The organism is Streptomyces sp. PL-29 (genome assembly GCF_058344425.1).
Genome location: NZ_CP136996.1, coordinates 550791 through 575103, shown reverse-complemented (window position 1 = coordinate 575103; position 24313 = coordinate 550791). Strand labels below are relative to the sequence as shown.

Genomic DNA, 24313 nt, shown 5'->3' with positions numbered 1-24313 from the left:
CTCAGCCGCGGACCGCGGCCTCCCGGTACAGCTCCACCGCCTGGTCGCCCATCACCGCGCTGTAGGAGATCTCCGGTACGGTCCCGCCGGCCTCGTGGCCCCCCAGCACCCCGGCCAGGGCACCGTCCACCAGCCAGGGGCTGCCGCTGGTGCCGCTGCTGAGGTCGGGGCAGCCGATCCGGCGCTGGGTCGGCGACAGTAGGCCGGTGCTGTTGGCGCAGCGCAGTGGGGCCTCCAGCGTCCGCGGGTAGCCGATGACCGTCACCCTGGCCCCGGGGGGCTGCTCGGCCGCGATCGGGAAGCCGCCGACGAGTTCCTCGACGCGGCCCGTCCGCCCGCTGTCCACCGGGGCCACCGTCGCGAAGGCGATGTCGGCGTCCGGGTCCTGCCCGTCGGTCCACTCCGGTGCCACGTACACGCCGGTGAGTCGCCACAGACCGTACGGCGCCCTTCCGTCCCGGTAGCCCGGCGCGAAGACGGTCGTGGACGGGCTCTCCAGGCAGTGCGCGGCGGTGGCGATCACATCGCGGTCCTCGCTGCGCACCACGGCCGCGGTGCAGAAGTGGCCGCCGTCCAACCCGTCCGCGAACAGCGCGCCCACCCGGTCGGCCTCGGCGCCGGACGGAGCCCACGCGGTGACGCCCAGCGGGGGTCCGGCCATGGTGCCGGGCAGGTCCACGCCGAGCAGCGCGGCCATCGCGGTCAGTGCGAGCAGGATCCGTGATGCCCGCCGCGCACGGGAGCGCCGGGCCGTTCGGGGGAGCGCTTCGTGGATCATGCATGCCACCCTGCCCGCCGAACCTATGACCGGAGGGCGGAGTTCCGTATGAATTCGCTGTGAATCCCGTGAAGCTGTTGTGAAGGCCGGCCCATGCCGGGACGAGGCCGTCCCGAACGGGACAGTGCCGGACGAGCCGCGCGGGCGGCACGGGGCGTGCGGGATCAGCCCCGGCGCTCGTACACCGTCACGCGGCGCCCCCGCACCTGCCGGTCCTCCACTGCCGTGAACCGCTCGCGCAGCACCGTGGCCTTCGCCTTGTCCCGTGCCGCCGACGGAGCCTTCGCGACCTTCGCCGAGTCCGTCACCAGCAGCACCCGCCGCTGCTCCAGCAGCGCCCCACGGATCCGCTCCGGCTGGGCCTCCTCGCCCTTGAGGGTGGCCGAGTCCACCGGGCTCTCGGCCAGCGCCAGGTCGGTCAGGCCCGAGAAGGCGTCCGGGGAGACCAGCGCCGTGTCCCGCCGCGCGGCCGGCACGAACAGCACGGCGTCCCCGTCCCTCTTCAGCCGGGCCACCTCACCGGCCACCGCCAGCACGTCGTCGACCCGGCTGGCCGGATCCCGCTTGCCCAGCTCCACCGGCAGCAGGGCCAGTACCGAGACGCCGACCACCCCCGGGACCAGCAGGGCCGAGGCCTTCGGGAACCGGGGCGCGCAGGCCCGCACGGCAGCCCCCAGAGCCGCACCGATCAGCAGCGCCAGCCCCACCATGCTGAACAGCACGTAGCGGTCCAGGAACAGCGGCTGGACCAGCGACAGTCCGATCAGCCCGACCTGGGGTACCGCCAGCAGCGGCAGCCCCACCGCCGCCGCCGAGAGCCGGGACCGGTCCGGCCGGTCCGCCCAGGCCCCCAGTGCGCCGATCGCCAGGAGGATCCCCGGGCCGATCAGCATGTGCCAGGTCAGCGGCGGTATCCAGGACACCTGGTCGGACTGGCCCCGGCTGAACAGGATCAGCGGCAGCGCCCCCGCCACCGCCCCGGATCCGTACGCCGCCCAGCGCAGCCACACCCCGCGCCCCGCCCGCACCCACCACAGGGTCGCCGCGTGCGCGGGCAGGGCCAGCAGCGACAGCCAGTTCAGCAGCGCGCACACCAGCGCGACCGCCCCGTACGCCGCCCAGCGCGGCCACGTCCGGCGCCCGGTCCGATCCTCCAGCAGCGACACCAGCAGCAGTGCCGACAGCCCGGCCCCCGCCGCGACCAGTGCGTAGGGCCTGCCCTCCTGGAGGTAGAACTGAACAGCCGGCAGCAGTCCGAGCGCCAGGGCGCCCCCGAGCCCCGCCCAGAAACCCGCCAGGCGCCGCCCGATCACGGCCACGCACACCGCGGCGCACGCGACCGCCAACACGGACGGCAGCCGCAGGGTCGTCGTACTCGCCCCGAACACCTCGAAGAGGCAGTGCATCAAGAGGTAGTAGAGCCCGTGGACGGCGTCGACGTTCCCGAGCATCCGCCAGATCTCCCCCGCCGACCGTCCGGCCACCTGCCAGGTCGCCGCCTCGTCGCGCCACACGCTGTCCTGCCGGGAGAGTCCCCACAGGCCGAGCGCCAGGGTCCAGAGGAAGGGGACGAGACAGAGGAGGAGGGGCCCGCGCCGGGCCGCGGGTATGTGGCAACGCATGAAGGTGCTGGATTCCTCGCTCTGGCGTTCGGCGGAAGTCACCAGTCTAGGGACGCCACGGAGGCTCCCCCGACCGCCTGTTGCGCACCGCGGAGCGAGCTCGCCGGCACCGCCCGCCGCCCGCCTCGCGGCAGGGAGCATCAGGCGATGCCCGGCCCGACGTGCACCGGTTCCCGAACGCCGCGGTCGCCGGGCGTCCCCGGGCCTCCGCCGCTGCGGCCGACTCCGCCAAACGCGGGACACGTGACGTTATTTCCTGAAAGGATCGAGCCATCGCGGGCTTCGCTTCAAGGGCCCCGCGGACTTCATGAGCGTGCGACACGCATCCTGGCGGACCCGTACCCCGGCCGACCGATCGCACACCCCGGGACATGGTTCACCTCGCGTAGGTGGCGCCAACTGGCCGTGCGCGAACGCATGGGCGGGTGCTGTCCGGCCGGACTCCGGCGGAGAAAGCGAAGAAACGGGAGGAACCATGTCCGAACTGGTGGCGACCGCCGCTGTGATCGCGCCCTTCGTCAGCGCGGCCGCGGCATCCATGGCCCATGCCCTGGTCGATTCCGCACAGACCAGGCTCGCGGACGGCGCGGTCGAGCGGGGGCGGCAGCTCCTGGACAGAGCACTACACCGCGGCGACGACCAGCCCACCGGCCGTGACAGCGACGCCGTCCGGGCGATCGAGGCCCTCTCCCGGGACGAACGCGAGCTCCTGGAAGGGGCGATCGGCCGGTGGCTGGGAGACGGCACCGATCTGAGCGCCCGAGCCCTGGAGCGGCAGATCAGCGAGGCCGGCCCCGCGGCCAAGCGGTTCCACGTCGCCACCTACGGGAACAACTCGCCGGCGATCGGCGAGGCGGCCGAGGTCACCTTCACCTTCAACACCGCGCCGGACCCGGGTAGCGCCGGAAAGTGAGCGGCAACCCGGCGGGACGGCACAGCGCTCAGACCCGAGGAGACAACTCACCGGCGATCGGCTTCGTCGGCAAGCTGTTCCTCAGCGTCCTCGTCGGTGACGTCGTCGAGTTCGCCGACCGGGCGAAGCGCTGGGGCGGCTGGAACTGGCCGCCGTTCCTGCTCGTTGTCATGCTCGACGGCTACGCCCTGATCAGCGCCCCCGCCGGTCCACCGCACCAGTTCCTCTCCGTGTATCTCGCGATCGCCGGTTCGCTCGTCCTGGCGCTCGCCCGGCTGGCCCACCCCAGGAGCGACAGTCCGGCCCGGCACTGGCGCGTGCTCATCTCGGCCGCCGCCGTGATGCTCGCGGTCGCCGGCACGGTCGGCATGGACCACCTCTCCGATCACGGCGAGAAGGACGTCACCGGCCGCACCAGTCTGACACCGCCCGGCGAGGTCACGCCGGGCTCCGAACTGACGCTCGTCGTCGCGGGCCCCACCGACCGCGCCCACCTGCGGCTGAAACTCACGATCTCCGACGCCCATCCGGATCGGGGGTTCTGCGATCCGGAGACCCACTACGCCGCTCAGCTCCGTGACCGTGCCGCCACCCGGGTCAAGGAGATGCGCAGCGGCCGGACGGCCGACTTCCCGCTGGGTGGTCTCCAAGGCCGGATCGAAGTGCAGATCACCCTGTGGGCCGAAGAGGGGTGCCGGATGAACGTGTCCGTCGCCGAAGCCGTCCTGCACGACTGAGAGGATCCCGTGCCCGCCACGTCCCCGAAGCCACCCCCGTCCCTCCGGCAGCCCGGCCGGATCGGCAGGTCGGCCGCCGTCCTGGCCCTACTGCTGAGCCTCGCCTCGTGCTCCTCCGAGGAACCCGAACCGGAATTCCTCGGCATGCCGCGCATCACGGTCGCCACACACAACGACCTGCCAGGCATGTCGTACTCCGAGAACTACGACCGCTCCGGACTGGACTTCCTCGTCTTCCAGCACGTCAAGGAGGAACTCCACCCCGTCCCCTTCACCGATCCCTTGGACGTCGCCTCGGGTGGCAGGGTCACCCAACTCCGTGAGGGAAGGGCCGACATGGTCATCGCCTCGTTCTCCATCACGGCGGAGCGGATGAAGCTGATCGATTTCGTCGGGCCCTATCTCAAGACCAGGCAGGGGTTTCTCGTCGGTCCTGACAGTGCCCACGTACAACACCTCTCCGATCTCAGCGGCATGAGGATCTGCACCTGGGAAGGGACCACCTCGAAGGAAGCACTGGACGACATCGAGAACACCGTCCACGCCGAACCGGTCGTCCTCACCGACGCCTCGGACTGCATCGAGCAACTCCTCGCCCACGAGGTACAGGCGGTCTCCACCGACCAGACGATCCTCTACGGCTTCGCCCGGCACTACGAGGACGACGGGCTGCGCGTCGTCCCCGACGCGACCATCGGGACGCCGCAGCACTACGGGATCGGCCTGCCGAAGGGGCACCGGAAGGACTGCCGGAAGCTCAAGGACTGGCTGAAGGAATATGTCGGCACCAGTACCTGGACCCGGGACGTGGAGACCTCCCTGCCCGCTCTCACCGCTGCGGACACGGGCTGGATCAGCAAGCACAAGCCGAGCGAAGCGGAGATCGAAGCACGCACGTGCCGCGACGGCATCAGCCCTTGAGCGGCCGGGCGCGATCGCGTCCTGGCAGCTGCCGGTGGACCGCGCGGGCCCGTTCCCCGGCCCGGGCTCCCACGCGGGGGTCGACCGGCGCGAGAACTCCGAGTCGGTCCTCGACCGCCTGGGCCGCGTCCAGGCACAGGTCCTCCCGGAACGCGCGCCCGACGATCTGCACTCCGCAGGGGAGCCCGTCGGCCGTCCCGGTCGGCACGGCCACACCGGGTACGCCCACGAAGCTGGTCACCGTGCACAGGCGCATTCCCGACGCGACACGGTCCCTGCCTGACCTGTCGCGCGATTCCAGCCCCGGCTCGACCGGCGGCTCGGTGAAGACCGGGCCGAGCAACAGCGGGTACTCGTCGAGGAATTCGGCCCAGGAACGGCGGATGTTCAGCCAGGTGCCCATCAGCTTCATGAGCTCCTCCGCGCTTGCGGGCGGGGTCTGCTCCATCGCCATCCCGATATAGCGGTCCCCGCCCGTGCCGAGCAGTCCGCGCACCACCGGCCAGCTCGGGGCGAACTCGGTCACGGTGATCCGGCCGTACGCCTCCAGCGCCTCCGCCATCCGCGGTACGTCCGGTACCTCGCGCACGTCGTATCCGGCGTTGCGGAGCGCATCGGCCGCGGACGCGACGGCTCCGCGAATCGCGGGGTGGACGCCGTGCCCGCCGGGGTCCGCCACGACCGCGACCTTCACACCTCCGGGGAGCGGTTCGCCGTAGGCGGGCACCGGCACGGCCCGCGGGTCTCGCGGATCGGTCCCGGCCAGCGCCTCGAATGCCAGCCGCAGATCGCCCACGCTGCGGGCCAGCGGGCCGTCGGTCACCAGCATCTGGGACGCCGGGCCCGGGTCGTCCGGGCCGAGAACGCGATGGTCGGCGGGAAACCGGCCCGCGGACGGCTTCAGCCCGGCCACACCGCAGAACTGGGCCGGTATGCGCACCGATCCGCCGGAGTCGTTGCCGAGGCCGAGCGCTGCCATGCCCGTGGCGACGGCCACCGCGTCGCCCCCGCTGGAGCCGCCCGGGGTCCGACTGCTGTCCCACGGGTTGACCGTGTCACCGAACAGCTCGCTGCGCGTGTGCATCCCCGCCAGGATCAGGGTGGGGATGTTGCTGTGCCCGATGGGGATGGCTCCGGCCGCGCGCAGCCGTGCCACCGGGGGTGCGTCGGCCGGCGCCACCGCATGACGGAAGCGCTCCGTGCCGAACGTGGTCGGCACGCCTTCGACGGCTGTGCTCTCCTTCACCGTGAAGGGCACCCCCGCGAGGGGCCCCAGCGCTTCACCGGCGGCTCGTCGGCGGTCCGTCTGTGCCGCGGCCTCACGCGCCCGCTCCGCCAGGAGCTGCGTCACCGCGTTCACCTGAGGGTTGACCTCGGCGATGCGGTGCAGGTGGCTGTCGACCAGTTCCACGGCCGAGACTTCTGCGCTGCGTACGGCCTCCGCCTGCGCGGCGGCCGACATCTTCCACAGGGCGTCCTGCATGGCTGCACCTTCCTCGTCCACGTACCAATGCGTATGCATCGGAACGATATCCCGGGAACCGATGCGCTCGCATCGAATAAACTTCGCCTCGAAGCGGAGCGCGGTTGAATCGAAAGGCGGTCGGACATGCCCAGACAGGTGGACCACGGGAGTCGACGCCGCCTCATCGCCGAGGCGGTGTGCCACCTCGCCGACGAGCGCGGACTGGAGGGCGTGACCCTCCGCGACGTCGCCGCCCGCGCCCAGGTGTCGATGGGCGCGGTGCAGCGGTGCTTCCGCACCAAGGAAGAGATGCTCGTGTTCGCTCTCGGCCACATCGGCGAGCGAATCGGCGAGCGGGTACAGGCGCGCCTCCTCGGGAGCCCGGCCCAGTCGGCCGGCACCGCCCTGGGCCACGCAGCCACCGAGCTCTCACTGCTCCGGGAAGAGCACCGGGCCGAGGCCAGGGTCTGGCTCGCCTTCGTCGCCCAGGCGGCTGTCAGCGAGTCGCTGGCCGGGATATTGAAGGCGAACTACGCAACCCTGCACGAGGCGTTCACCCGCCTGATCTCGGAAGCCGTCGAGGGTTCCGAACGCGCCGACGGCGCCGTGCGCCTCGATCCCCACGTCGAGGCCCGCACCCTCCTCGCCCTCGCGGACGGCCTCACCGCGCACGTCCTCATCGGCCACCTCACCCCGCACGAAGCGCACGACGTCCTCCACGCGCACCTGGCCCGCCTGTGGGAGTAACCGGTCGTCAGCGGCCCGCACGCCCCGTCACGCACCTCCGGGCGGTCCGGCTACCGTCGGGGCCCGGGCTTCGTCGTCTTCATGACCCTTCCGGGGCTGGCCATCCTGCTCACTGCCAGGGCCTTCCTCGACGGTCCGCCGTCATCCGCGTGCCTGCTACGGGGCGCAGCGGTACGTGAAGTGCACCGAGGCCGTGCGCTGCCCGGGCGACAGCAGTTGGAGCTCGGCCTTGGCCTGGTAGGTGCCCGCGCCCCGGAACGTCCACAGCAGGTGCAGCCTGGCCTCGCGCTGCCCGCGTGGAACCCGTTCCGTCAGTTTCTCGGACTTGGTGCCGTCGCTGCGGACCCAGCGGTAGGCGAGCGTTCCCGGGCGGCCGTCGGTGGCCACGACGGCCACCACGTCGGCGGTCCCGTCGCAGCCGGGACCGGCCGGATCGGTGCTCACGGCCACGTCGCGGACCTCGATCCCGGGCCCGAACCGCTGCCACCCGAGGTACGCCAGGACCGCGGCCAGCACGGTTGCGGCGAGTGCGTACCGGCGCAGCCCCGCACCCCGTCGCCGCCGGGGTGCGGCGGCCACGGCCACGGCCGCGTCCAGCGGGAACGGTGCGGGCATGGCCGCCGTGACCCCGGGCCCGAAGCGGAGTACGGACCCCTCGACGCGGTCGGGCGCCACCGGCTCCGGCGGACCGGGCGGTCCGCTGAACCAGTGGCTGCCCAGGACGGTCGCGCTGTAGTCGTCGCCCTCGGGGGCGCGGGAACCGCTCATCGTGGCACCTCCACGCAGCGGGCCAGGTACTGCGAGGCCGACGCGGACTTGTTCCCGGCGGTGGGCTTGGTGGTCACCCGGACCCCGCCGTAGCAGCCGCGGTCACGGCTGAAGGTGTGCGACCTGGTCGCGGTGGCGGTCGAACCGCCCTCGACCGTGAACGACTCGCTGCCGTCGGGCACGGAGAAGGAACCCTGAGAGCCGCCGAGGAACCACTCCACCACCACGGTCACCGGCCCGGTGCCCTGGGAGGAGACCGTGATGCCCGCATCGCCGTGGTAGACGCCGGTCTTGAGGGACACGGAGACGTTCGTGACCCGCAGGGTCGGCGTCGGCGTGGGCCGGGGCGTGGGAGACCAGCTCACCGTCGGCCGCCCGGTCGTGGGACTCGGCGACAGCGACAGCGACGGCGACGGCGACGGCCAGGTCGAGGCGGACGGGGAAGCGGACGGGGAAGCGGACGGCGAGGGGCTCGGCGAGGCCGAAGCGCTCGGACTCGGCGACGGCGACGGCGAGGCCGAAGCGGACGCGTCGGGGGTGGGGGAGGCCGACCCGGGAGGGGCCGCGCTCGTCGTGGCGAAGGCGCTCAGCGCCGACGCCCCGCCCGGGGCGGCGCCGCTCGCGTCCGTCGTCAACACCAGCACCGCCCCCAGGACCAGGGACACCCCCGCCGCGATCCAGCCGCGCTTGCCGGGAGCCCAGCCCGAGCCGCTCTCCACCTTCGTCGTCGCCACGGCGGTGGTGCCCGCCGCCGACCCGCCCGCCGAAGGGAACAGCAGCGGCAGCAGCGCGGCCAGCGCCGCCAGCTTGCGCTGCCCGCGTTCCTCCCAATCAGGCCCGTACGCGGCCAGCGCCACGTCCTCCAGTTCGGCCACGAACGCTTCGGCGTTCTCCGGCCGCTGCTCGGGCGCCTTGGCGAGACCGCGCCGGATCAGCGGACGCACGGGCTCCGGGGCCTCGGTCTCCGGCACCGGGGCCTCGATGTGCTGGACCGCGAGCTCGGCGAAGTTCTGCCCGTCGTAGGGCTTGCGCCCGGTGAGGCACTCGAAGAACGTTGCCGTGGCCGCGTACACGTCGGCGGCGGGCGACGCGGGCCGGCCCTGCCACTGCTCGGGCGCCATGTAGGCGGGAGTGCCGGCGACACCGGGGGTGCTGCCGCGGTTCGCCGCGATCCCGAAGTCCACCAGCTTCGACGAGCCGTCGGCCGCGACCAGCACGTTCTCCGGCTTGTAGTCCCGGTGCACGACGCCCGTCCGGTGCGCCGACGCCAGGCCCAGCAGGGACCCCTTGAGGACCACCAGCGCGGCCTCGGCGTCGGCCTGGCCGGACTGCTTGAGCAGCGCGCGCAACGAGACGCCGTCCACCAGCTCCATCACGATGGCGGCGCCGCCGGGCGCCTCCACGTACTCGTACAGGCGCACCACGTACGGAGACTCCAGCCCGCCGAGCAGCCGGGCCTCGGCGCGGAACTCCCCGACGAAGGCGGGGTCCTCGCGCAGCCGGTCGCTGAGGTACTTGACGGCGACCGCCGTGCCCGTGGCGTCGTGGACGGCGAGCACCACCCGGCCGCTGCCGCCCGAGCCGAGCTCGCGGACCTCGGTGTAACCGGGGACAGACCATGCCGCCCGCGTGTCGTTCATCGTTCCTGCCCCCTGCCTGCTGCCTCTGCCTGCTGCCTGCCGTGCGACGCCGGATCCGCCCATGTCACCGGCCGGCCCGGACTCCCCATGGGACGTGTTGCGGGCCACGGCCGGTTCCCGACGGTGTGCGGTGTCTCAGGCCGCGGTCGACTCCGCGCCGATCATGGCGTGCAGCCGGTCCGCGGCCGCCCGCCCGAAGGCCGGGTCGTTGATGTGCGTGTCGTAGTCGTAGAGCCGTACGGCACTGCCCCGCAAGCCCTCGCGCAGTGCCGAGAACAGTGCCCCGTCCGCGCGGGGGTCATGGTACGGGCCGCCCGGCGCGCCGAGTGTGGACAGTCCGCGGAGCGGGACGCAGACGGCCGTGTGCCCGGTCGCCGCGCGGAGTTTGGCGGCGACCCGGCGGCCGAGCTCCGCGCACTCGGCCTCGCTGGTGCGGATCACCGTGATCGACGGGTTGTGGACGTGGACGCCCCGGTCCAGGACCCGCTGGGGCAGGGACTCCAGCGGGCCGAACTTCACCATGTCCAGCGCGCCCAGGCTCACCACCTGGGGCACGCCCGCCCGGCCTGCCGCGCTGAGCCGGTCGGGACCCGCGGTCAGCACGCCCCCGCACAGGTCGTCGGCGAGTTCGCTGAGGGTCAGGTCGAGCACCCCGGCGAAGACCCCCTGGGCCGCCAGGCTCTCCAGCGTCCGGCCTCCGGTACCGGTCACGTGGAAGACGAGCACCTCGTAGCCGAGTTCGGTCAGTCGCTCGCGCGCCGCGTCCACGCCGGACGTGGTCACACCAGCCATGCTCGCCGCGACCAGCGGACGGGGGCCCGCCCCCAGCCGCGCCGGGCGCTCCGCCGAGCCGCGGGCGAAGGATCCGGCCATCCCGGCGATGGCCGCCACGGCGTTCGCCAGGATCGGTGCGGAGACGCTGTTGATCCCCGCGATGTCCACCACGCTGTACATCATCGTGATGTCCGAGGTGCCCACGTACGGGGCGGTGTCCCCGGACGCCATGGACGAGACCATCAGTTTCGGGACGCCCAGCGGCAGCGCGCGCATCGCCCGGGTGGCGATGGAGGTACCGCCGCTGCCGCCGATCGCCAGGACTCCGTGCAGCCGGCCCTCGGCGTGCAGGCGCAGCAGGGTCGCCTCGGCGCCCCGGGCCATCGTGGTCACGGCCGCGCCCCGGTCGGCGGCCGATCGCAGGAGGGACAGTTCGGTTCCCGCGGCCCGGGCCACGGCAGCGCGCGGTACGTCCGCGGCGACCCGGGGTTCACCCATGACCCCCGTGTCGACCAGTACCACTTCGACGCCGGCCCGCAGCAGCCGCTCGCGCAGCCAGCCGTACTCCACACCCTTGGTGTCCAGGGTTCCCACCAGCACGACGTTCGTCATAGCTGCAATGTCCAGGCATGCGGGAACGTTGGCAAGTACGAGCTCTGGTCAAGCCTTCATCAGCGCCAACAGTCTTTCCAGGAAGGGGAGCTGCGCAGGGATCAGCATGCTCTGCGCCATCTCGGGAGTGCACCAGGCGACCCGGTCCAGCTCCGGGAACTCCTGGACGTTCCCCGAACGCGGGGGCCACTCCAGGGTGAAGGTCCCCGGCACCATGAGCGCCGGATCGAGGTCCGCCTCCACCGCCCAGATGGTCACCAGCTTCCCGCTGGAGAGCCGTACCTCGCCCAGCGGCAGGTACTCGCCCTCCGGCGGGGGCAGGCCGATCTCTTCGGTGAACTCCCGGCGGGCGGCGTCGCGCGGGGTCTCCTCCGGCCCGTACTCGCCCTTGGGGATGGCCCAGTCCCCGGAGGTCCTCCCCGACCACAACGGGCCGCCCATGTGCCCAAGCAGGACCTCGACCCCGGGCCCCGGCCGCGAGGGCGCCCGCGCCCCCGCCCCGTCCGTCCGCCGGAAGAGGAGCAGTCCGGCGCTGCGCTTGTTCGTCATGGGCCCATACATGCCCCGTACCGGCGCGGGTCAGTGGTCGTGCACTGGTCAGTGGTCGTGCGGGCCCTCCCGGTGGACCGGTCCGTGCGCGTCCGCGCAGTGCGGGTCGTAGGCGGCCTCGCCCCGCCGGCCGACCGAGAGGAGGGAGTCCTGCACGTGGTCCACCTGCAGCGTGGTGTGGGTGATCCCGTACTCCTCGTCCAGTAGCCGCTCCAGCTCCCGGCGTACGGCGTGGCAGTCGCCCGCCGGTTCGACCAGTACGTGTGCGGAGAGCGCGGCCTGTCCCGAGGTGATCGTCCAGATGTGCAGGTCGTGCACCTCGGCGACCGGCGGGTGCCCGACGAGGCGGTCGCCGACCGCGTCCGGGTCCACATGGGCGGGCGCGGCCTCCAGGAAGATCCGCCCGGAGTCGCGGACCAGTCCGTAGCCCGCCCTGACCATCAGGGCCACGACCACGAGCGTGGCGATCGCGTCGGCCTGCCGGAACCCGGTCGTCATGACGACCAGACCGGCGACGCCCGTTCCGATGAAGGCGAACAGGTCGTTCAGGACGTGCTGGTAGGCGCCCTCCACTGCCAGCGACGAGCGGTTCGCCCGGGAGATGCACCAGGCCGCGGCCACGTTGACGACGATGCCCGCCAGGGCCGTCACCAGGACCAGCCCGCCCTCCACCGGCGGCGGGTCCATCAGCCTGCGCACCGCTTCGTACGCCAGCCAGGCGGCCAGCAGCAGCAGCGTCAGGCCGTTGGCCTGGGCGGACAGTATCTCCGCCCGCTTGAGGCCGTACGTGAATCCGCCGCGGGCCGGGCGGGCGGCCAGCCTCATCGCGATCAGCGCGAGGACGATCGAGACGGCGTCCGTCAGCATGTGGGCCGCGTCGGAGATCAGAGCCAGCGAGTGCGCCATGACGCCGATGACCACCTCGACGGCCATGAACCCGCCGATCAGGCCGAGCGCGATGGCCAGCCAGCGGCGGTCGGCGTCGGCGGACACGCCGTGGCTGTGGCCGCCGGGCCCGTGGCCGTGGTCGTCGTGCCCGTGGTCGTGCCCGGTCATGGCATCCCCTTCGCGTCGCGGCAGCCGTTTGTTCGGTTCCCGTCGCGTGAAGTGAAGCGCACCCGGACGTGATGGGCAAAGGCTGCAACGGGGACCGTTGTCATTCCCCATAAGAGGCCTCTGACCTGCGGTTTCATCCGGCCGCTGCCAGGGTGGCGTGATCGTGGGAAAATCTGCTCATGGTCCAGCGCCCCGGTGTGCCGACCGCGCCCGAGCTCGTCCTGGAAACCGCCACGGGCTCCACAGCGATGAGCCCGGGCCGGACCTACCACGTCGGCAGGGACCCGCTCTGCGAGATCTGCTTCGAGGACGCCCGCGTCTCCTGGCACCACGCGATCCTGCGCCCCGACGGCGACCACTGGACGGTGGAGGACGAGGACAGCACCAACGGCACCTGGGCCGACGGCCACCGCATCCACGAGTGGAGCGTCGGCGTCGGCAGCGAACTGCGCTTCGGCGACGCACGGGACGGCCCGCGGGCCGTCCTCACCGCGCCCCGGCCCCCCGGTGCCGGAGCCCGGCCTTCCAGGGTCTCCAACCCGTCGATGACCACCACCTTCCGCCGGCCGAGCGCCGTCCTGCCGCTGCCCGCCCGCACCACCGTGCGCATCGGGCGCGCCACCGACAACGACCTCGTCATCGACGAGCTCGACGTGTCACGCCGACACGCCGAACTGCGGGCCCTCCCCGACGGCGGCTACCAGATCGCCGACCTCGGCAGCCACAACGGCACCTACCTCAACGGCGCCCCGGTCACGGGCGCAGCCCCCCTCGCCGAGGGAGACATCGTCGGCATCGGCCACCTGGCCTTCTGCCTCGTCGGCGACCGGCTCCAGGAGTACGAGGACACGGGCGAGGTCACCCTGGACGTGCAGGGCCTCACCGTCGCCGTCGACCGCGGTCGCAAGACCCTCCTCGACGGGGTCTCCTTCCCCGTGGGCGCCAAATGCCTGCTCGCCGTCATCGGTCCCAGCGGAGCCGGCAAGTCCACCCTGCTCGGCGCCCTCACCGGCCTGCGCCCCGCCGACCGGGGCGCCGTCCTCTACGACGGCCGCGACCTGTACCGCGACTACGCCGAACTGCGCAGCCGCATCGGACTCGTGCCCCAGGACGACATCCTGCACTCCCAGCTCACCGTCCGGCGCGCCCTCTCCTACGCCGCCGAACTGCGCTTCCCACAGGACACCGCGAAGGCCGAACGCCGGCGGCGGGTCGACGAGGTGATCGGCGAACTCGGCCTCGAACAGCGCGCCGACCAGCCCATCCACAGCCTCTCCGGCGGCCAGCGCAAACGCGTGTCCGTCGCCCTGGAACTGCTCACCAAACCCTCCCTGCTCTTCCTGGACGAGCCCACCTCCGGCCTCGACCCGGGCATGGACCGCTCGGTGATGCACATGCTGCGCGGCCTCGCCGACGACGGCCGCACCGTCATCGTGGTCACCCACAGCGTCCTCAGCCTCGACGTCTGCGACCGGCTGCTGGTCCTCGCCCCAGGCGGCCGCATCGCCTACTACGGGCCGCCCGCGGGGACGCTCGGCTTCTTCGGGTTCTCGCAGTGGCCCGAGGCATTCGAGGCCTTCGAGAACCAGCGCGGCCGCGACTGGGCGGGGGAGTACGCGGCCTCGACGGCCCACCGCACCTACGTCCTGGGCGGGGCCCGCCAGCCCTGGCACGGCGGGGACGACCGGGCGGCCGCCGGGGCCGCCCCAGCGGCCGGCTTCGTCCCCGCGCCTCCCAAGGCGCAGAGCTGGGGATCCCAGCTGTCCACCCTCGTACGGCGCTACGCGGCCGCACTCGCCGCGGACCGGACCTTCCTCGCCATCATGATCGCGCTGCCCTTCGTCATGGGGGCCATGGCCCGCGCCCTGGCCGGCAGCAGGCTCACCCAGGAGACCGCGATCAACGCCCTGCTCATCCTGTCCGTCGGCGGCGTCCTCACCGGGGCCGCCAACGCCGTGCGCGAACTGGTCAAAGAGCGGGTCATCTATCGGCGGGAGCGGGCCGTGGGGCTCTCCCGCTCCGCCTACCTGATGTCCAAGGTCGTGGTGTTGGGCGCGGTCACCGTCGCCCAGGCGGTGGTCCTCACCCTGGTGGCACTCTACGGAGTGGACCTGAACGCACCGGGCGGCCGCGGCGTGCTCCTGAATCCCCTCCTCGAGATCACCATCGCCGTGGCGCTGCTGGCGTTCAGCGCGATGATGCTCGGCCTACTGGTCTCCGCCCTGGTCCGCAAGGAGGAGGTCACCATGCCGCTGCTGGTCCTCCTGGCCATCGTGCAGGTGGTCTTCTGCGGGGCGCTGCTGGAGCTGGACGGCGTGCCCGTCATCGAGCAGCTGGCCTGGCTGGTCCCCTCGCGCTGGGCCCTCGGTGCCATGGCGGGCACCATCGACCTCGGTGCGATCGTGCCCGGCCCGCTCACCGACGACCCGCTGTTCGCGCACAGTCCCGGGGTGTGGCTGCTGAACCTGGGCATGCTGGTGGTCCTGTCCGTCCTCTTCGGAGTGCTGGTGGCGAGGCTGCTGCGCCGGCACGAGCCCGCGATCATGCGGAAGTAGGCCTCATGAGCAGCTCCATGGATTCCGGGACCTCCGTGGCGGACTTCCGGCCCACCCACGTGGTGCCGCCGCCGGGTCTGCCCGCCTGGGAGGCCCCCGACGTATCCCGGCCGACCGCGGCCCTGGACGCCTTCCTGCCGGTGCAGCTGCTGTCCCGGCGCGGGGAGTGGGGGGAGATCCTGTGCGCCAACGGATGGAGCGCCTGGGTCGACGGGCGGCTCCTCCTGGCGGTTCCGCAGCCGCCGCCGACCACGGGGGAGGGGCCGTCCGTACGTGCCGAGGACCCGAGGCCGCTGCTCCAGCGCGGCGCCGACGCCCTGGAGCGCTACCGGCACGCCGTGGACGAGCTGGCCTCCGGCCGCGCCGACACCGACGCCTTCCGGCGCTCCCTGCGCGGGCTGCGGGCGGGTGTGGTCCTCGACGGGGAGTCGGTGTGGCTCTACGACGAGAACGCGGGGCGGTGGATGTACGGCGACGGGACCCGCCTGGCGACCTACGCGGTGACCGAGGGGCCGGGGACCACCCGGGGGCACCCGTCGACGGCGGATCATGACAGCGCCGGTGCGGCCCGACCGGGGCCGGCCGCGCCGCCCGAGGGCCCCCCGGCGGGCCGGCCCGCCGGGGCCACCCCGACCCGGATCGTGGACGCGGGCGATTCCGCACCGGAGTGAAGGACGGGCTCGGGCACCGAAGCGGAGTTCTGCCGCGGGGCGCCCCGCGGCGGACACCGGGCCGGTGGTGCGTGCGCCCGGTCAGGCGTGTGTCGCGGCGGGGGCGTCCACCTGCCCGCGGCGGTGCAGCGGGCGGGCCAGGACGCCACCGAGGAAGCCCGCCACCGCCCCCCACAGGAGGCCGAGGCCGACCGTGCGCCACAGCACGGGGTCCAGCACGATCTTCCCGCCGAGGGCGTCCACCTCGCCGATGCCCAGCAGCGACAGCCCGTACTCGGCCCCGACCCGGGCCAGCAGGCAGACCGTCAGGGTGGCCAGGGCGAGGGCCGCCCCCAGATGCAGGGCGTGCTGCCAGGGCCGGACATGCGCCGGGGAGCGCACGGCCGCCAGCACGCCCGCGCCGAGCAGCAGTACGGCGGCCACCACCACCAGCCACCACGCCCGCGGGTCCCGGGCCGCGAAGGACGCCACATCGACGGGGGCTCCGTCGGCATCGCGCAGCACCTCGTCCACGAGCGGCGGCATCGGCAGCCCGAAGGCCCCTTCCACCCGGGATTCCCAGGCTCCGCCGAAGCCCAGGGTGAGGGCGATCCAGACGAGGTTCGGCAGGGCCAGCAGGAGTACGGCAAGGGTCCGGCCGGCGTTGCCCTGGGTCGCGGCCGCCACCAGGCCGACCGCGACGCCGATCACGACGTAGGCGAGGAGCAGCAGGGTGGTGGCGAAAGCGGCCGGACGCACCGCGGTGTGGAAGCGGACCAGTGCCGCCGGAAGCGGTGCGCGGCGCGACACGAGCAGGGCGATGAGCAACAGGCCCAGGACCCAGAGCAGTCCGAACAGCAGTGTGGCGGGCAGGTCGGCGCGGAAGCCCACCGTCGGCGCGGAGTCGAGGAGTTCGCCGATCACCCCGAGGGTGGAGTCGCCGGTGGAGATGCCGAAGTCCTGCCGGGCCAGGGCCGTCGCGCCGGTCAGGGCGAGCAGCCACAGCACCACCAACGGAACCGCGCGGCCGAGGAGTTCCCGGGGCCCGGCCACGGCCCGGTTGTGCAGTGGGCGCAGGAAGCAGTAGCCGGCCGCGAGAGCGCCGGCCAGGCTCACCGAGAGCGGAAGCACCGACAGGCTCACGTCTGCGCCGGCCAGCAGCCCGGCGTCACCAGAGACCTCCACTGCGCCGCCGGCCCCCATCACGACGACGGCGGCGAGCACGTGCGGGAACGCCCCTTCCGGCAGGCCCCCGGCCCCGGCGCACGCCAAGCCCGCCGCGGCGATCGCGACCATCGCCGCGAAGCCGGCCACGACGGCGACGAGTGCGTCGCGCCACGCCCGCGCGGAGCCCCCGGACGATGCCGATCTCGCTGTCTGGCTCACCCTGCAACCGTGGCACTCCCGGCTTGCGGGCACCACCCGGACGGCGCACACAATGGTCCGATGGGAACTCCCTCCTCCTGGGAAGAAGAGCCCGTGAGCACACAATCCTCCGGCGGGCAGCCGTCGTCAGAGCGACCCACCGGGCCGCCTTCCGGGCCGCTGTCGGGCGGTCAGCAGGTGCCGCCGCCCCCGCCGCCGACCGGGCCGCCCGATGGTCCCGGAGGTTCCGGAACTCCGGGGCCGGACAAGGGCCCTTGGTGGCGGTCCGTTCCACGCCTCGTCACCGCGCTCGTCGCCGTGGTCGCGGCCGTGACCCTGGCGGTGGTGCTGACCCGGCCCGACGGCGCACCGAGCGCCGGGGCCGAGGTGTTCCTCCAGCCGGCCGCCGCGGCCGGCCCCGACCCCTTCACCGAGTCCACCGTGGTGAAGGAGGACGCGCCGCCTCCGGTGAGCCCGGCGCCGTCCCCCACCACGACCGGCTCCGCCCCCGCCCCCGACGGCACCACCACGGGCACCAGGAGCGTCAGCGGATCCGCCCCCGGCGTGTACGGGGGCACCCAGGACGTGGCGAGCTGCGACGTCGAGAAGCAGATCACCGTGCTGGCCGCGGAGCCCGCCAAGAACGAGGCCTTCGCATCGACGCTCGGCATCCAACCGGCTGCCGTTCCCGGGTACCTGCGCTCGCTGACCCCGGTGCAGCTGCGGCTGGACACCCGGGTCACGAACCACGGCTTCCAGAACGGCAAGGTCACCAGCTACCAGGCCGTGCTCCAGGCCGGGACGGCCGTGCTCGTGGACGACCGGGGCGTGCCGCGGGTGCGCTGCGCCTGTGGGAATCCGCTCGGTCCGCCGGTGCCGCTCAAGGCCGCGCCGAAGCGCTACGGGCAGACGTGGCCCTCGTACCAGCCGGCGAAGGTGGTCGTCATCGCGCCGGCCGTGCAGCCCATGACGAAGATCGTCATCTACGACCACCAGAACCGGCACTGGTTGGAGCGCGACAAGGGCCCGCACCAGGACAGGAAGCCGGACCGGCCGATCCCGCCGCCCGTGATCCCGACGCCGCCGACCTCGCCGAGCCCCGCGGTCACCCCGACGCACACCGGCTCGAAGCCGCCGGGACCACCGTCGACGTCGCCCACGCCCACGGGCTCGACGACCCCGACGCCGACGCCCACGACGACGACCACGCCGACCCCGACGACGACCGCCACGCCGACGCCGACATCGCCCACGTCGCCCCCGGTTTCGCCGTCGCCCTCGACGACCCCGTCCCCGACGCCGACGCCTTCGGCCTCACCGTCCGCCTCCCCGTCGCAGTCGCCGTCCGGATCGCCGCCGGTCTCGCCGACGCCCCCTGCGTCGGGTGCCCCCTCACCGACGGTCGCCTCGTCACCGTCCTCGGCCGAGCCACCCTCGGGATCCCCGTCGGAACCTCCCTCGCCGCCGGGTCCGGGGACCTCGGCGGCGTCGCCCTCGACCAAGCCGTCACCGTCGCCCTCTGAGGCGCGCCCACCGCAGCCCGAGGCCCCGCCGTCTGCGGAGTAGCGCCGCGAGGGCGGGGGCGGGAACCACGGCGGAGGCAACGGCGGGAACCGGTAGCCGGCCCCGGCGAGCTCGGCTGGTCCGCTTCCGGACAAGGCCGTTGAAAACGGGTGAGAGCCGCCCGCCCCGACCACCGTGTTCGGACGGCCCTGTTGGTCCACGACGCTGACGAACGGGCCTTCAGGACGCGCGTGTCCGGGCCGTGGCGCGGGCCGGCCCGGTGAAGCCGGGCTCCGCGGTGCGCGAGACGTTCCGAGGATGCGGCAGCGCTCGAAATGGATGGCCCTTGCATGGGAATTGTTCGCCATTCCGGACGGATTGAGGGCCTGCCCGAGATGCCGATCGGATGGACGGTGACTAATATCATCCGTAGGTAACTGTGGCAACCGCGGGATGCACACCCTCTGCCCGCGGTGACAACGCCAGAGCGCGCGGCGTGCGACATACATCGCACCGGCCCGCGAGGTCCACGGTCCGAAGAGGCCGTGTTGACGGGGGATGCGCGCAATCCGACACATCTGTACGGCCACAGGTGCAGCCGTGTACAGCCCGTGCTGAGGAGGAAGAGCAAATTTTCGTGCCACAGCAATGCGTGCCATAGCAACGAGAAGGGTTCTCAACCATGCGAGCAACGAGAGTCAAGCGTCTCTTCGCGGCGTCCGCCATCGGCGTTCTGATGGCCGGCGGAGCCCTGGGAGCCGCAGGCACCGCCTCGGCGGCGACCCCCACCCAGCCCGTCTCCTACGTGAGCGGCGGCGGAGGCTGGGACCACGACAGGGGCGGCCACCACGGCTGGTACGACGACGATGACGACGACGACTACCGCGGCGGAGGCTACGGCCACGGCTACGGCCACGACTGCTGACACCATCGCACGCTGTGCGGCCCGTACGACGGGCCGCACAGTGCCGTGTCCGGCCACGGCGCCCCGCCGCCGTGCGTCCCACGGGGACACCGGCGGAGGACAGTGAGACCCTGGCTGCATGGTCGGTAGGGAAGACGTTCCCGAGGTCGGCTGGCCCGCGCGGCCGGACACGAGCTTGGCGCTCAACCGCATGGGCACCTTCGACTGGGACCTCGACAGCGGGCGGATGTACCTGGATCCCATCGCCCTCGATGTCCTCGACCTGCGCCCGGACGAGTACAGCGGCACTCCCGCCGGGCTCCGCGCCCGCATCGCCCCCGCCGAGGAGGCCCGGCTCGACTCCCGGGTCGCCCAGGCCCTCAAGGACGGCCGGAGCCACTACGGGGCCTATGTCCGCAGCCGCCGCCGCGACGGGTCACCGGCCTGGACCCACGTCCAGGGGCACATCCTGCGAGACCCGGCCGGCCGCCCGTACCGCGTCATCGGCGTCCTGCGCGACGCCGCCCACGATCCGGGTGAGCCCGGAGCCTTGGGGGAGCAGGACGAGGGGCGCCGCCGGATGACCGGCGTGGTCGAGCGGACCACCGCCATCCTCGCCCACGCCCGTACCGTCAACGACGTGACCGACGTCCTCAAGGACCCCCAGGCCCTCGGCCACCTCGGGGCGGTCAGCGTGATGCTGGGCGTCGTCGACGGGGGCCGCATCCACCTGGTCGCGGAGGGCAGGCTCGGCACGTACGTCCCCGAGATCGAGTACACGCGGATCGACGCGCAGTTCCCCATGAGCGTGGCCGTGCGCACCATGCGGCCGGTCTTCATCCTCTCGCGGCAGGAGTTCCAGGAGTCCTATCCGGAACTGTGGCCCTACATCGAGCCGCTGTCCGTCCACAGCGGGGTCTACCTGCCGCTCATCGCACAGGGCCGGCCGGTCGGCGCCCTGGGACTGCTCTACCGGCGCGAGGGCGACTTCACGGCCGAGGAACGCAACGTCCTGATGGCGCTCGGCAGCGGCGTCGCCCAGAGCCTCCAGCGCGCCATCCTCTTCGAGCAGGAGCACGACCTCGCCGAGGGGCTCCAACGGGCCATGCTGCCCCGGCGGATCCCCGCGGTGCCGGGCGCGCTGATCGCCGTACGCTACCGGTCCGCCCGGATGGGGCGGGACATCGGCGGCGACTGGTACGACGTCGTCCCGCTCGGCGGCGGCCGGGTCGGTGTGATGATCGGCGACGTCGAGGGCCACGACACCGACGCGGCGGCCGTCATGGGTCAGCTGCGCATCGTGATGCGCGCGTACGTGGTCGAGGGGCACACGCCGGGCGCGGCGATGGCCCGGGCTTCGGCCTTCTTGCGCGAACTGGACACGGAACGCTTCGCCACCTGTACCTACGCCGAGGTCGACCTCACCACCGGCACACTCCAGATGGTCCGCGCCGGCCACCTCGACCCGGTCGTGCGGCGCGGCGACGGCAGCTGCCATCGGATCCAGGTGGCGGGCGGCCTGCCGTTGGGACTGCCGCCCCGCGAGGCGAACGGGGCGGTGGGCTCCGGCTACCCCGTCACCAGCCTGGAGCTGCACCCCGGGGACACCCTGGTGCTGTGCACGGACGGCCTGATCGAACGGCCCGGAGCCGACCCCGACATCGGCATGCGCGAGCTCATGGCGGCGATCCACAGCGGCCCGGCGGACGTCGAGGAACTCGCCGACGTGCTGTGCGACCTGGTCGGGGACTCCGGCGGCGGGGACGACATGGCCCTGCTCGTCCTGCGCCGCCGCGGTACGCCCACCGGACGCGGCGGCGGCCCGCTGTGCCAGCGCCTGGACCCGGGCGACGCCCGGGCCCCGGCCCTGGCCCGGCATCTCGTTCGGGCCGCGGCGGCCGCCTGGGGCGCGCGGGACCGGGCCGACGAGATCGAGCTGGCGGCGGACGAGCTGATGACGAACGCCCTGGTGCACACGGACGGCGGCGGCCGGATGAGCGTGCGGATCACACCGCAGGGACGGATCCGGATCGAGGTCGAGGACTCCAGCAGCGCCCTGCCGAGGCGGCGCGAGGCCGACGACTGGGCGGTGTCGGGGCGCGGCCTGATGCTGGTGGAGCAGCTCGCGGACGCGTGGGGCGTGGAGCCACGCGGCGGCGGCAAACGCGTGTGGTGCGAGTTCGCCCCGACCGACCCGCAGAGCACGACTCGAAGGCCCGGCCCGTGATCCCTGGTGGTCGGCGCACGACGCCGGGCGTCCGCCGGGGATCGGCCGGGGATCGGCCGGCGGTCCTCGCGGGCCGGGTCAGCGCCGAGGCCGGGCGGGCGCTGCGCACCGACCGCGGCGAGCAGCCGGCAGGAGGCGCCCGGTCCGCCCGATCGAACGGGAATCCTTCCGGCGGCGCTCGGCCGGCCGGGCGAACCGAGCGGCTCGGGTCCGACCGCGCCGTCGCGGCCGGTGCCGGGGGACCGGCCCAGGATCCGACCGCGGCCGATCCCCGGGGGCACGCCCGGTCCCCCGGCACACGCCCGGGGTAGCGGCCGCCCCATCCGGCGGCGTCGTGGCAGTCCGCCGCCCACCGCCGGGACGGGGGACCTACAGTCCCACCAGCGTGACCTCGGTGGCCTTCACACTCGTCCACACCTCGGAGCCGTCGGCCAGGCCCAGTTCGGCCGCCGCGTCCGGGGTGATCTCGGCGACCAGATCGGGCGCCTCGGCCGAGGAGATCAGCACGCGCAGCCGGCTGCCCACCGCGGTGATCTCCCGGACGGTGCCCGGCCACACGTTACGGGGGCTGCCGCCCGGGCGGTCACGGTGCACCGACACCGCCTCCGGGGCGATGATCGCCAGCGCCCGGGACCCCTCGGGCAGGGCCTCGGCGACCACCAGGCGGCCGCCGGCGGCGAGGGTGAGGCCGTCCCCCGAGGCGGTGCCCGGCCAGGCGTTGCGCCCGAGCATGCGGGCCACCCACGGGGACCGTGGGTGCCGGGACACCTCGGCCGGCGGCGCGTCCTGCAGGGCCCGGCCGTCGGCCAGTACGAGCACCCGGTCGGCCAGCGACACCGCCTCGACGGGATCGTGGGTCACGATGAGGCAGACCCCGCCGAAGCCGGCCAGGTGCGTGCGCAGGGTGTGCCGTACGTGGGCCCGCGTGGCCTGGTCCAGGGCCGCGAGCGGCTCGTCCAGCAGCAGGAGCCGCGGCCGGGCGGCCAGAGCCCGGGCGAGGGCGACCCGCTGGGCCTGGCCGCCCGAGAGCTGGGACGGCCTGCGGTGCGCGAGGTGGCCGACGCCCAGCCGGTCCAGCCAGGCCTGGGCATCGCGGCGGGCGTCGGCGCGCGGCACCCGGCGGGCGCGCAGCCCGTACGCGGTGTTCGCCAGCGCGCTCAGGTGCGGGAACAGCGCCCCGTCCTGCGGGACCCAGGCCACCTGTCGCTGGTGCGGCGGCAGGGCGGTGACGTCGGCGTCACCGAGCCGCAGCTCGGCGTGGGCCCGCGGCGTCAGGCCGAGCAGGGCGCGCAGCAGGGTGGTCTTGCCGGCCCCGTTCTCGCCGACGACGGCGATGGTGGTGCCCGGTTCAGCTTCCAGGGTGAGGCGGTTGAAGCCGGTGACGGTGGCATGCAGGGGCCAGCGCCCCGGTTCCGCGCCGTGCGGCGCGGACTCCGTGGGGACTCCGGCTGCCGGGCTGCCCGCCCCGGCCGGTCCCCGGTCCCCCTCCGGTCCCCGGTCCCCCTCCGGTCCCGGGTCCCCCTTCGGCACCAGGGCTTCCTCCGGCGCCGGTGGCCGCGCCGTGATCGCCCCGCGGTCGACCGGGGCGCCCGTCCACCGGCCGCGTAGTGCGATCAGTACGGCCATGGCGATCGCCAGGAGGAGCAGCGACACCGAGGTGGCCGCCTCGGGCTGCTCCTGGAGCAGCAGGTACACCTGGAGCGGCAGGGTCTGGGTCGTGCCGGGAAGGTTCCCGGCGAAGGTGATGGTCGCGCCGAACTCGCCCAGCGCGCGGGCCCAGGTGAGGGCGGCGCCGGCGACCAGGCCGGGCGCCACCATCGGCAGGGTCACCGTGAAGAACACGCGGACCGGCCCCGCGCCGAGCGAAGCCGCGGTCTCCTCGTAGCTCTCCTTGAGGCCGCCGAGGGCGCCTTCCAGGCTGATGACCAGGAACGGCATGGCGACGAAGGTCGCCGCGACGACAGCCCCCGAGGTGTGGAACGGCAGGGTGATCCCGAAGGAGTCCTCCAGCCAGGGCCCGAGCAGCCCCCGCCGGCCGAAGCCCAGGAGCAGGGCGACACCCCCCACGGTCGGCGGCAGCACCATCGGGAGCAGCACGAGCGAGCGGACCAGCGCCTTGCCCTTGAAATCCACGCGGGCGAGCAGCCAGGCCAGCGGCACACCGAAGACGAGCGAGCAGCCCAGCGCCCACAGCGAGACCAGCAGCGAGAGCTTCAGGGCCTCGACCACGTCCGGGCTACCGAGGTGTTCACCGAGGTTGCCCCACGGTGTGCGGACCAGGATCCCGATCAGCGGCATCAGCAGGAACGCGACGGCGAGCAGCGCGGGGAGCGCCAGCGCGAGCGGGGGCCGGGTGCGGGTACGGAGTCTGCTCACGGGACTTCCTGGCTGGGGCCGGCAGGGCCGGGCGGGTGGGACGGTCGTGCGGGGCAGGGGACGCGGGGGCGCAGGGGATGCAGAAGACGCGGGGCGCAGGGGGGAAGCCTATGCGGCAGCGGCCGGCGGAGGCGGCGGTGCGCGGGCACGC

General features: G+C 73.5%; 18 protein-coding genes and 1 pseudogene. 9 read left to right on the top strand and 10 right to left on the bottom strand.

Annotation, left to right across the window (positions count from 1 at the left end):
- Position 1 precedes the first annotated feature (1 nt).
- Together R4Z63_RS02640 and R4Z63_RS02635 are read right to left on the bottom strand one after the other, a co-directional pair.
- Positions 2-778, bottom strand: coding sequence for a trypsin-like serine peptidase (locus tag R4Z63_RS02640; RefSeq protein WP_384444881.1), 777 nt, complete (start codon positions 776-778; stop codon positions 2-4).
- Positions 779-942: 164 nt separating this feature from the next.
- Positions 943-2400, bottom strand: coding sequence for a hypothetical protein (locus tag R4Z63_RS02635; protein ID WP_384445017.1), 1458 nt, complete (start codon positions 2398-2400; stop codon positions 943-945).
- Positions 2401-2875: 475 nt separating this feature from the next.
- On the opposite strand from R4Z63_RS02635, the gene R4Z63_RS02630 reads away from it, so the two are divergent.
- The 3 genes from R4Z63_RS02630 to R4Z63_RS02620 are packed head-to-tail and all read left to right on the top strand — an operon-like array spanning position 2876 to position 4971.
- Positions 2876-3313: a hypothetical protein gene (locus R4Z63_RS02630; RefSeq protein WP_384444879.1), complete on the top strand. Its 438-nt coding sequence runs from the start codon at positions 2876-2878 to the stop codon at positions 3311-3313.
- Positions 3310-4050, top strand: a complete 741-nt coding sequence (locus R4Z63_RS02625) for a hypothetical protein (RefSeq protein WP_384444877.1) — start codon at positions 3310-3312, stop codon at positions 4048-4050. Before R4Z63_RS02630 ends, R4Z63_RS02625 begins: the two co-directional genes overlap by 4 nt.
- A 9-nt stretch (positions 4051-4059) precedes the next feature.
- A complete protein-coding gene (locus R4Z63_RS02620; RefSeq protein WP_384444875.1) occupies positions 4060-4971 on the top strand; it encodes a transporter substrate-binding domain-containing protein in 912 nt (303 codons plus the stop codon).
- On the opposite strand, the gene R4Z63_RS02615 is transcribed toward R4Z63_RS02620, so the two are convergent.
- The gene (locus R4Z63_RS02615) at positions 4961-6454 is read right to left on the bottom strand and encodes an amidase (RefSeq protein ID WP_384445015.1); all 1494 of its coding nucleotides are present in this window, start codon (positions 6452-6454) and stop codon (positions 4961-4963) included. The genes R4Z63_RS02620 and R4Z63_RS02615 overlap by 11 nt on opposite strands.
- 126 nt (positions 6455-6580) lie before the next feature.
- Here R4Z63_RS02615 and R4Z63_RS02610 point away from each other — a divergent pair, with 126 nt between their 5' ends.
- A complete protein-coding gene (locus R4Z63_RS02610; protein ID WP_384444873.1) occupies positions 6581-7183 on the top strand; it encodes a TetR/AcrR family transcriptional regulator in 603 nt (200 codons plus the stop codon).
- 156 nt (positions 7184-7339) lie between these two features.
- Here the strand turns inward: R4Z63_RS02610 and R4Z63_RS02605 are convergent, their stop codons facing one another.
- The 5 genes from R4Z63_RS02605 to R4Z63_RS02585 form a co-directional block, all read right to left on the bottom strand.
- Entirely contained in the window at positions 7340-7951 is a 612-nt protein-coding gene (locus R4Z63_RS02605; RefSeq protein ID WP_384444871.1) for a hypothetical protein, read from the bottom strand.
- Entirely contained in the window at positions 7948-9591 is a 1644-nt protein-coding gene (locus tag R4Z63_RS02600; RefSeq protein ID WP_384444869.1) for a serine/threonine-protein kinase, read from the bottom strand. Before R4Z63_RS02600 ends, R4Z63_RS02605 begins: the two co-directional genes overlap by 4 nt.
- 135 nt (positions 9592-9726) lie before the next feature.
- Positions 9727-10977, bottom strand: coding sequence for a Tm-1-like ATP-binding domain-containing protein (locus R4Z63_RS02595; protein ID WP_384444867.1), 1251 nt, complete (start codon positions 10975-10977; stop codon positions 9727-9729).
- A gap of 48 nt (positions 10978-11025) precedes the next feature.
- Positions 11026-11526 carry an NUDIX hydrolase gene (locus R4Z63_RS02590; protein ID WP_384444865.1) on the bottom strand — a complete coding sequence of 167 codons (501 nt, stop codon included), beginning with the start codon at positions 11524-11526 and terminating at the stop codon, positions 11026-11028.
- Between the two features lie 48 nt (positions 11527-11574).
- Entirely contained in the window at positions 11575-12582 is a 1008-nt protein-coding gene (locus R4Z63_RS02585) for a cation diffusion facilitator family transporter (RefSeq protein WP_384444863.1), read from the bottom strand.
- A 179-nt stretch (positions 12583-12761) separates the two neighbouring features.
- Here R4Z63_RS02585 and R4Z63_RS02580 point away from each other — a divergent pair, with 179 nt between their 5' ends.
- Positions 12762-15137 carry an FHA domain-containing protein gene (locus R4Z63_RS02580; protein WP_384444861.1) on the top strand — a complete coding sequence of 792 codons (2376 nt, stop codon included), beginning with the start codon at positions 12762-12764 and terminating at the stop codon, positions 15135-15137.
- A gap of 5 nt (positions 15138-15142) precedes the next feature.
- On the top strand, positions 15143-15808 hold the full coding sequence (locus R4Z63_RS02575; RefSeq protein ID WP_384444859.1) for an SH3 domain-containing protein: 666 nt from the start codon (positions 15143-15145) through the stop codon (positions 15806-15808).
- An 81-nt stretch (positions 15809-15889) separates the two neighbouring features.
- On the opposite strand, the gene R4Z63_RS02570 is transcribed toward R4Z63_RS02575, so the two are convergent.
- Positions 15890-17173 carry a streptophobe family protein gene (locus tag R4Z63_RS02570; protein ID WP_384444857.1) on the bottom strand — a complete coding sequence of 428 codons (1284 nt, stop codon included), beginning with the start codon at positions 17171-17173 and terminating at the stop codon, positions 15890-15892.
- 60 nt (positions 17174-17233) lie between these two features.
- Here R4Z63_RS02570 and R4Z63_RS02565 point away from each other — a divergent pair.
- The 3 genes and pseudogenes from R4Z63_RS02565 to R4Z63_RS02555 all read left to right on the top strand — a co-directional run.
- Positions 17234-18517: pseudogene (locus R4Z63_RS02565) on the top strand (DUF6777 domain-containing protein); the annotation flags it as partial.
- An 820-nt stretch (positions 18518-19337) separates the two neighbouring features.
- Positions 19338-19580: a hypothetical protein gene (locus R4Z63_RS02560; RefSeq protein WP_037921864.1), complete on the top strand. Its 243-nt coding sequence runs from the start codon at positions 19338-19340 to the stop codon at positions 19578-19580.
- 118 nt (positions 19581-19698) lie between these two features.
- Complete coding sequence (locus R4Z63_RS02555; protein WP_052030601.1) at positions 19699-21786, top strand: SpoIIE family protein phosphatase; 2088 nt, start codon at positions 19699-19701, stop codon at positions 21784-21786.
- 369 nt (positions 21787-22155) lie between these two features.
- Here the strand turns inward: R4Z63_RS02555 and R4Z63_RS02550 are convergent, their stop codons facing one another.
- On the bottom strand, positions 22156-24084 hold the full coding sequence (locus tag R4Z63_RS02550) for an ABC transporter permease (RefSeq protein ID WP_384445013.1): 1929 nt from the start codon (positions 24082-24084) through the stop codon (positions 22156-22158).
- Positions 24085-24313: the final 229 nt, after the last annotated feature.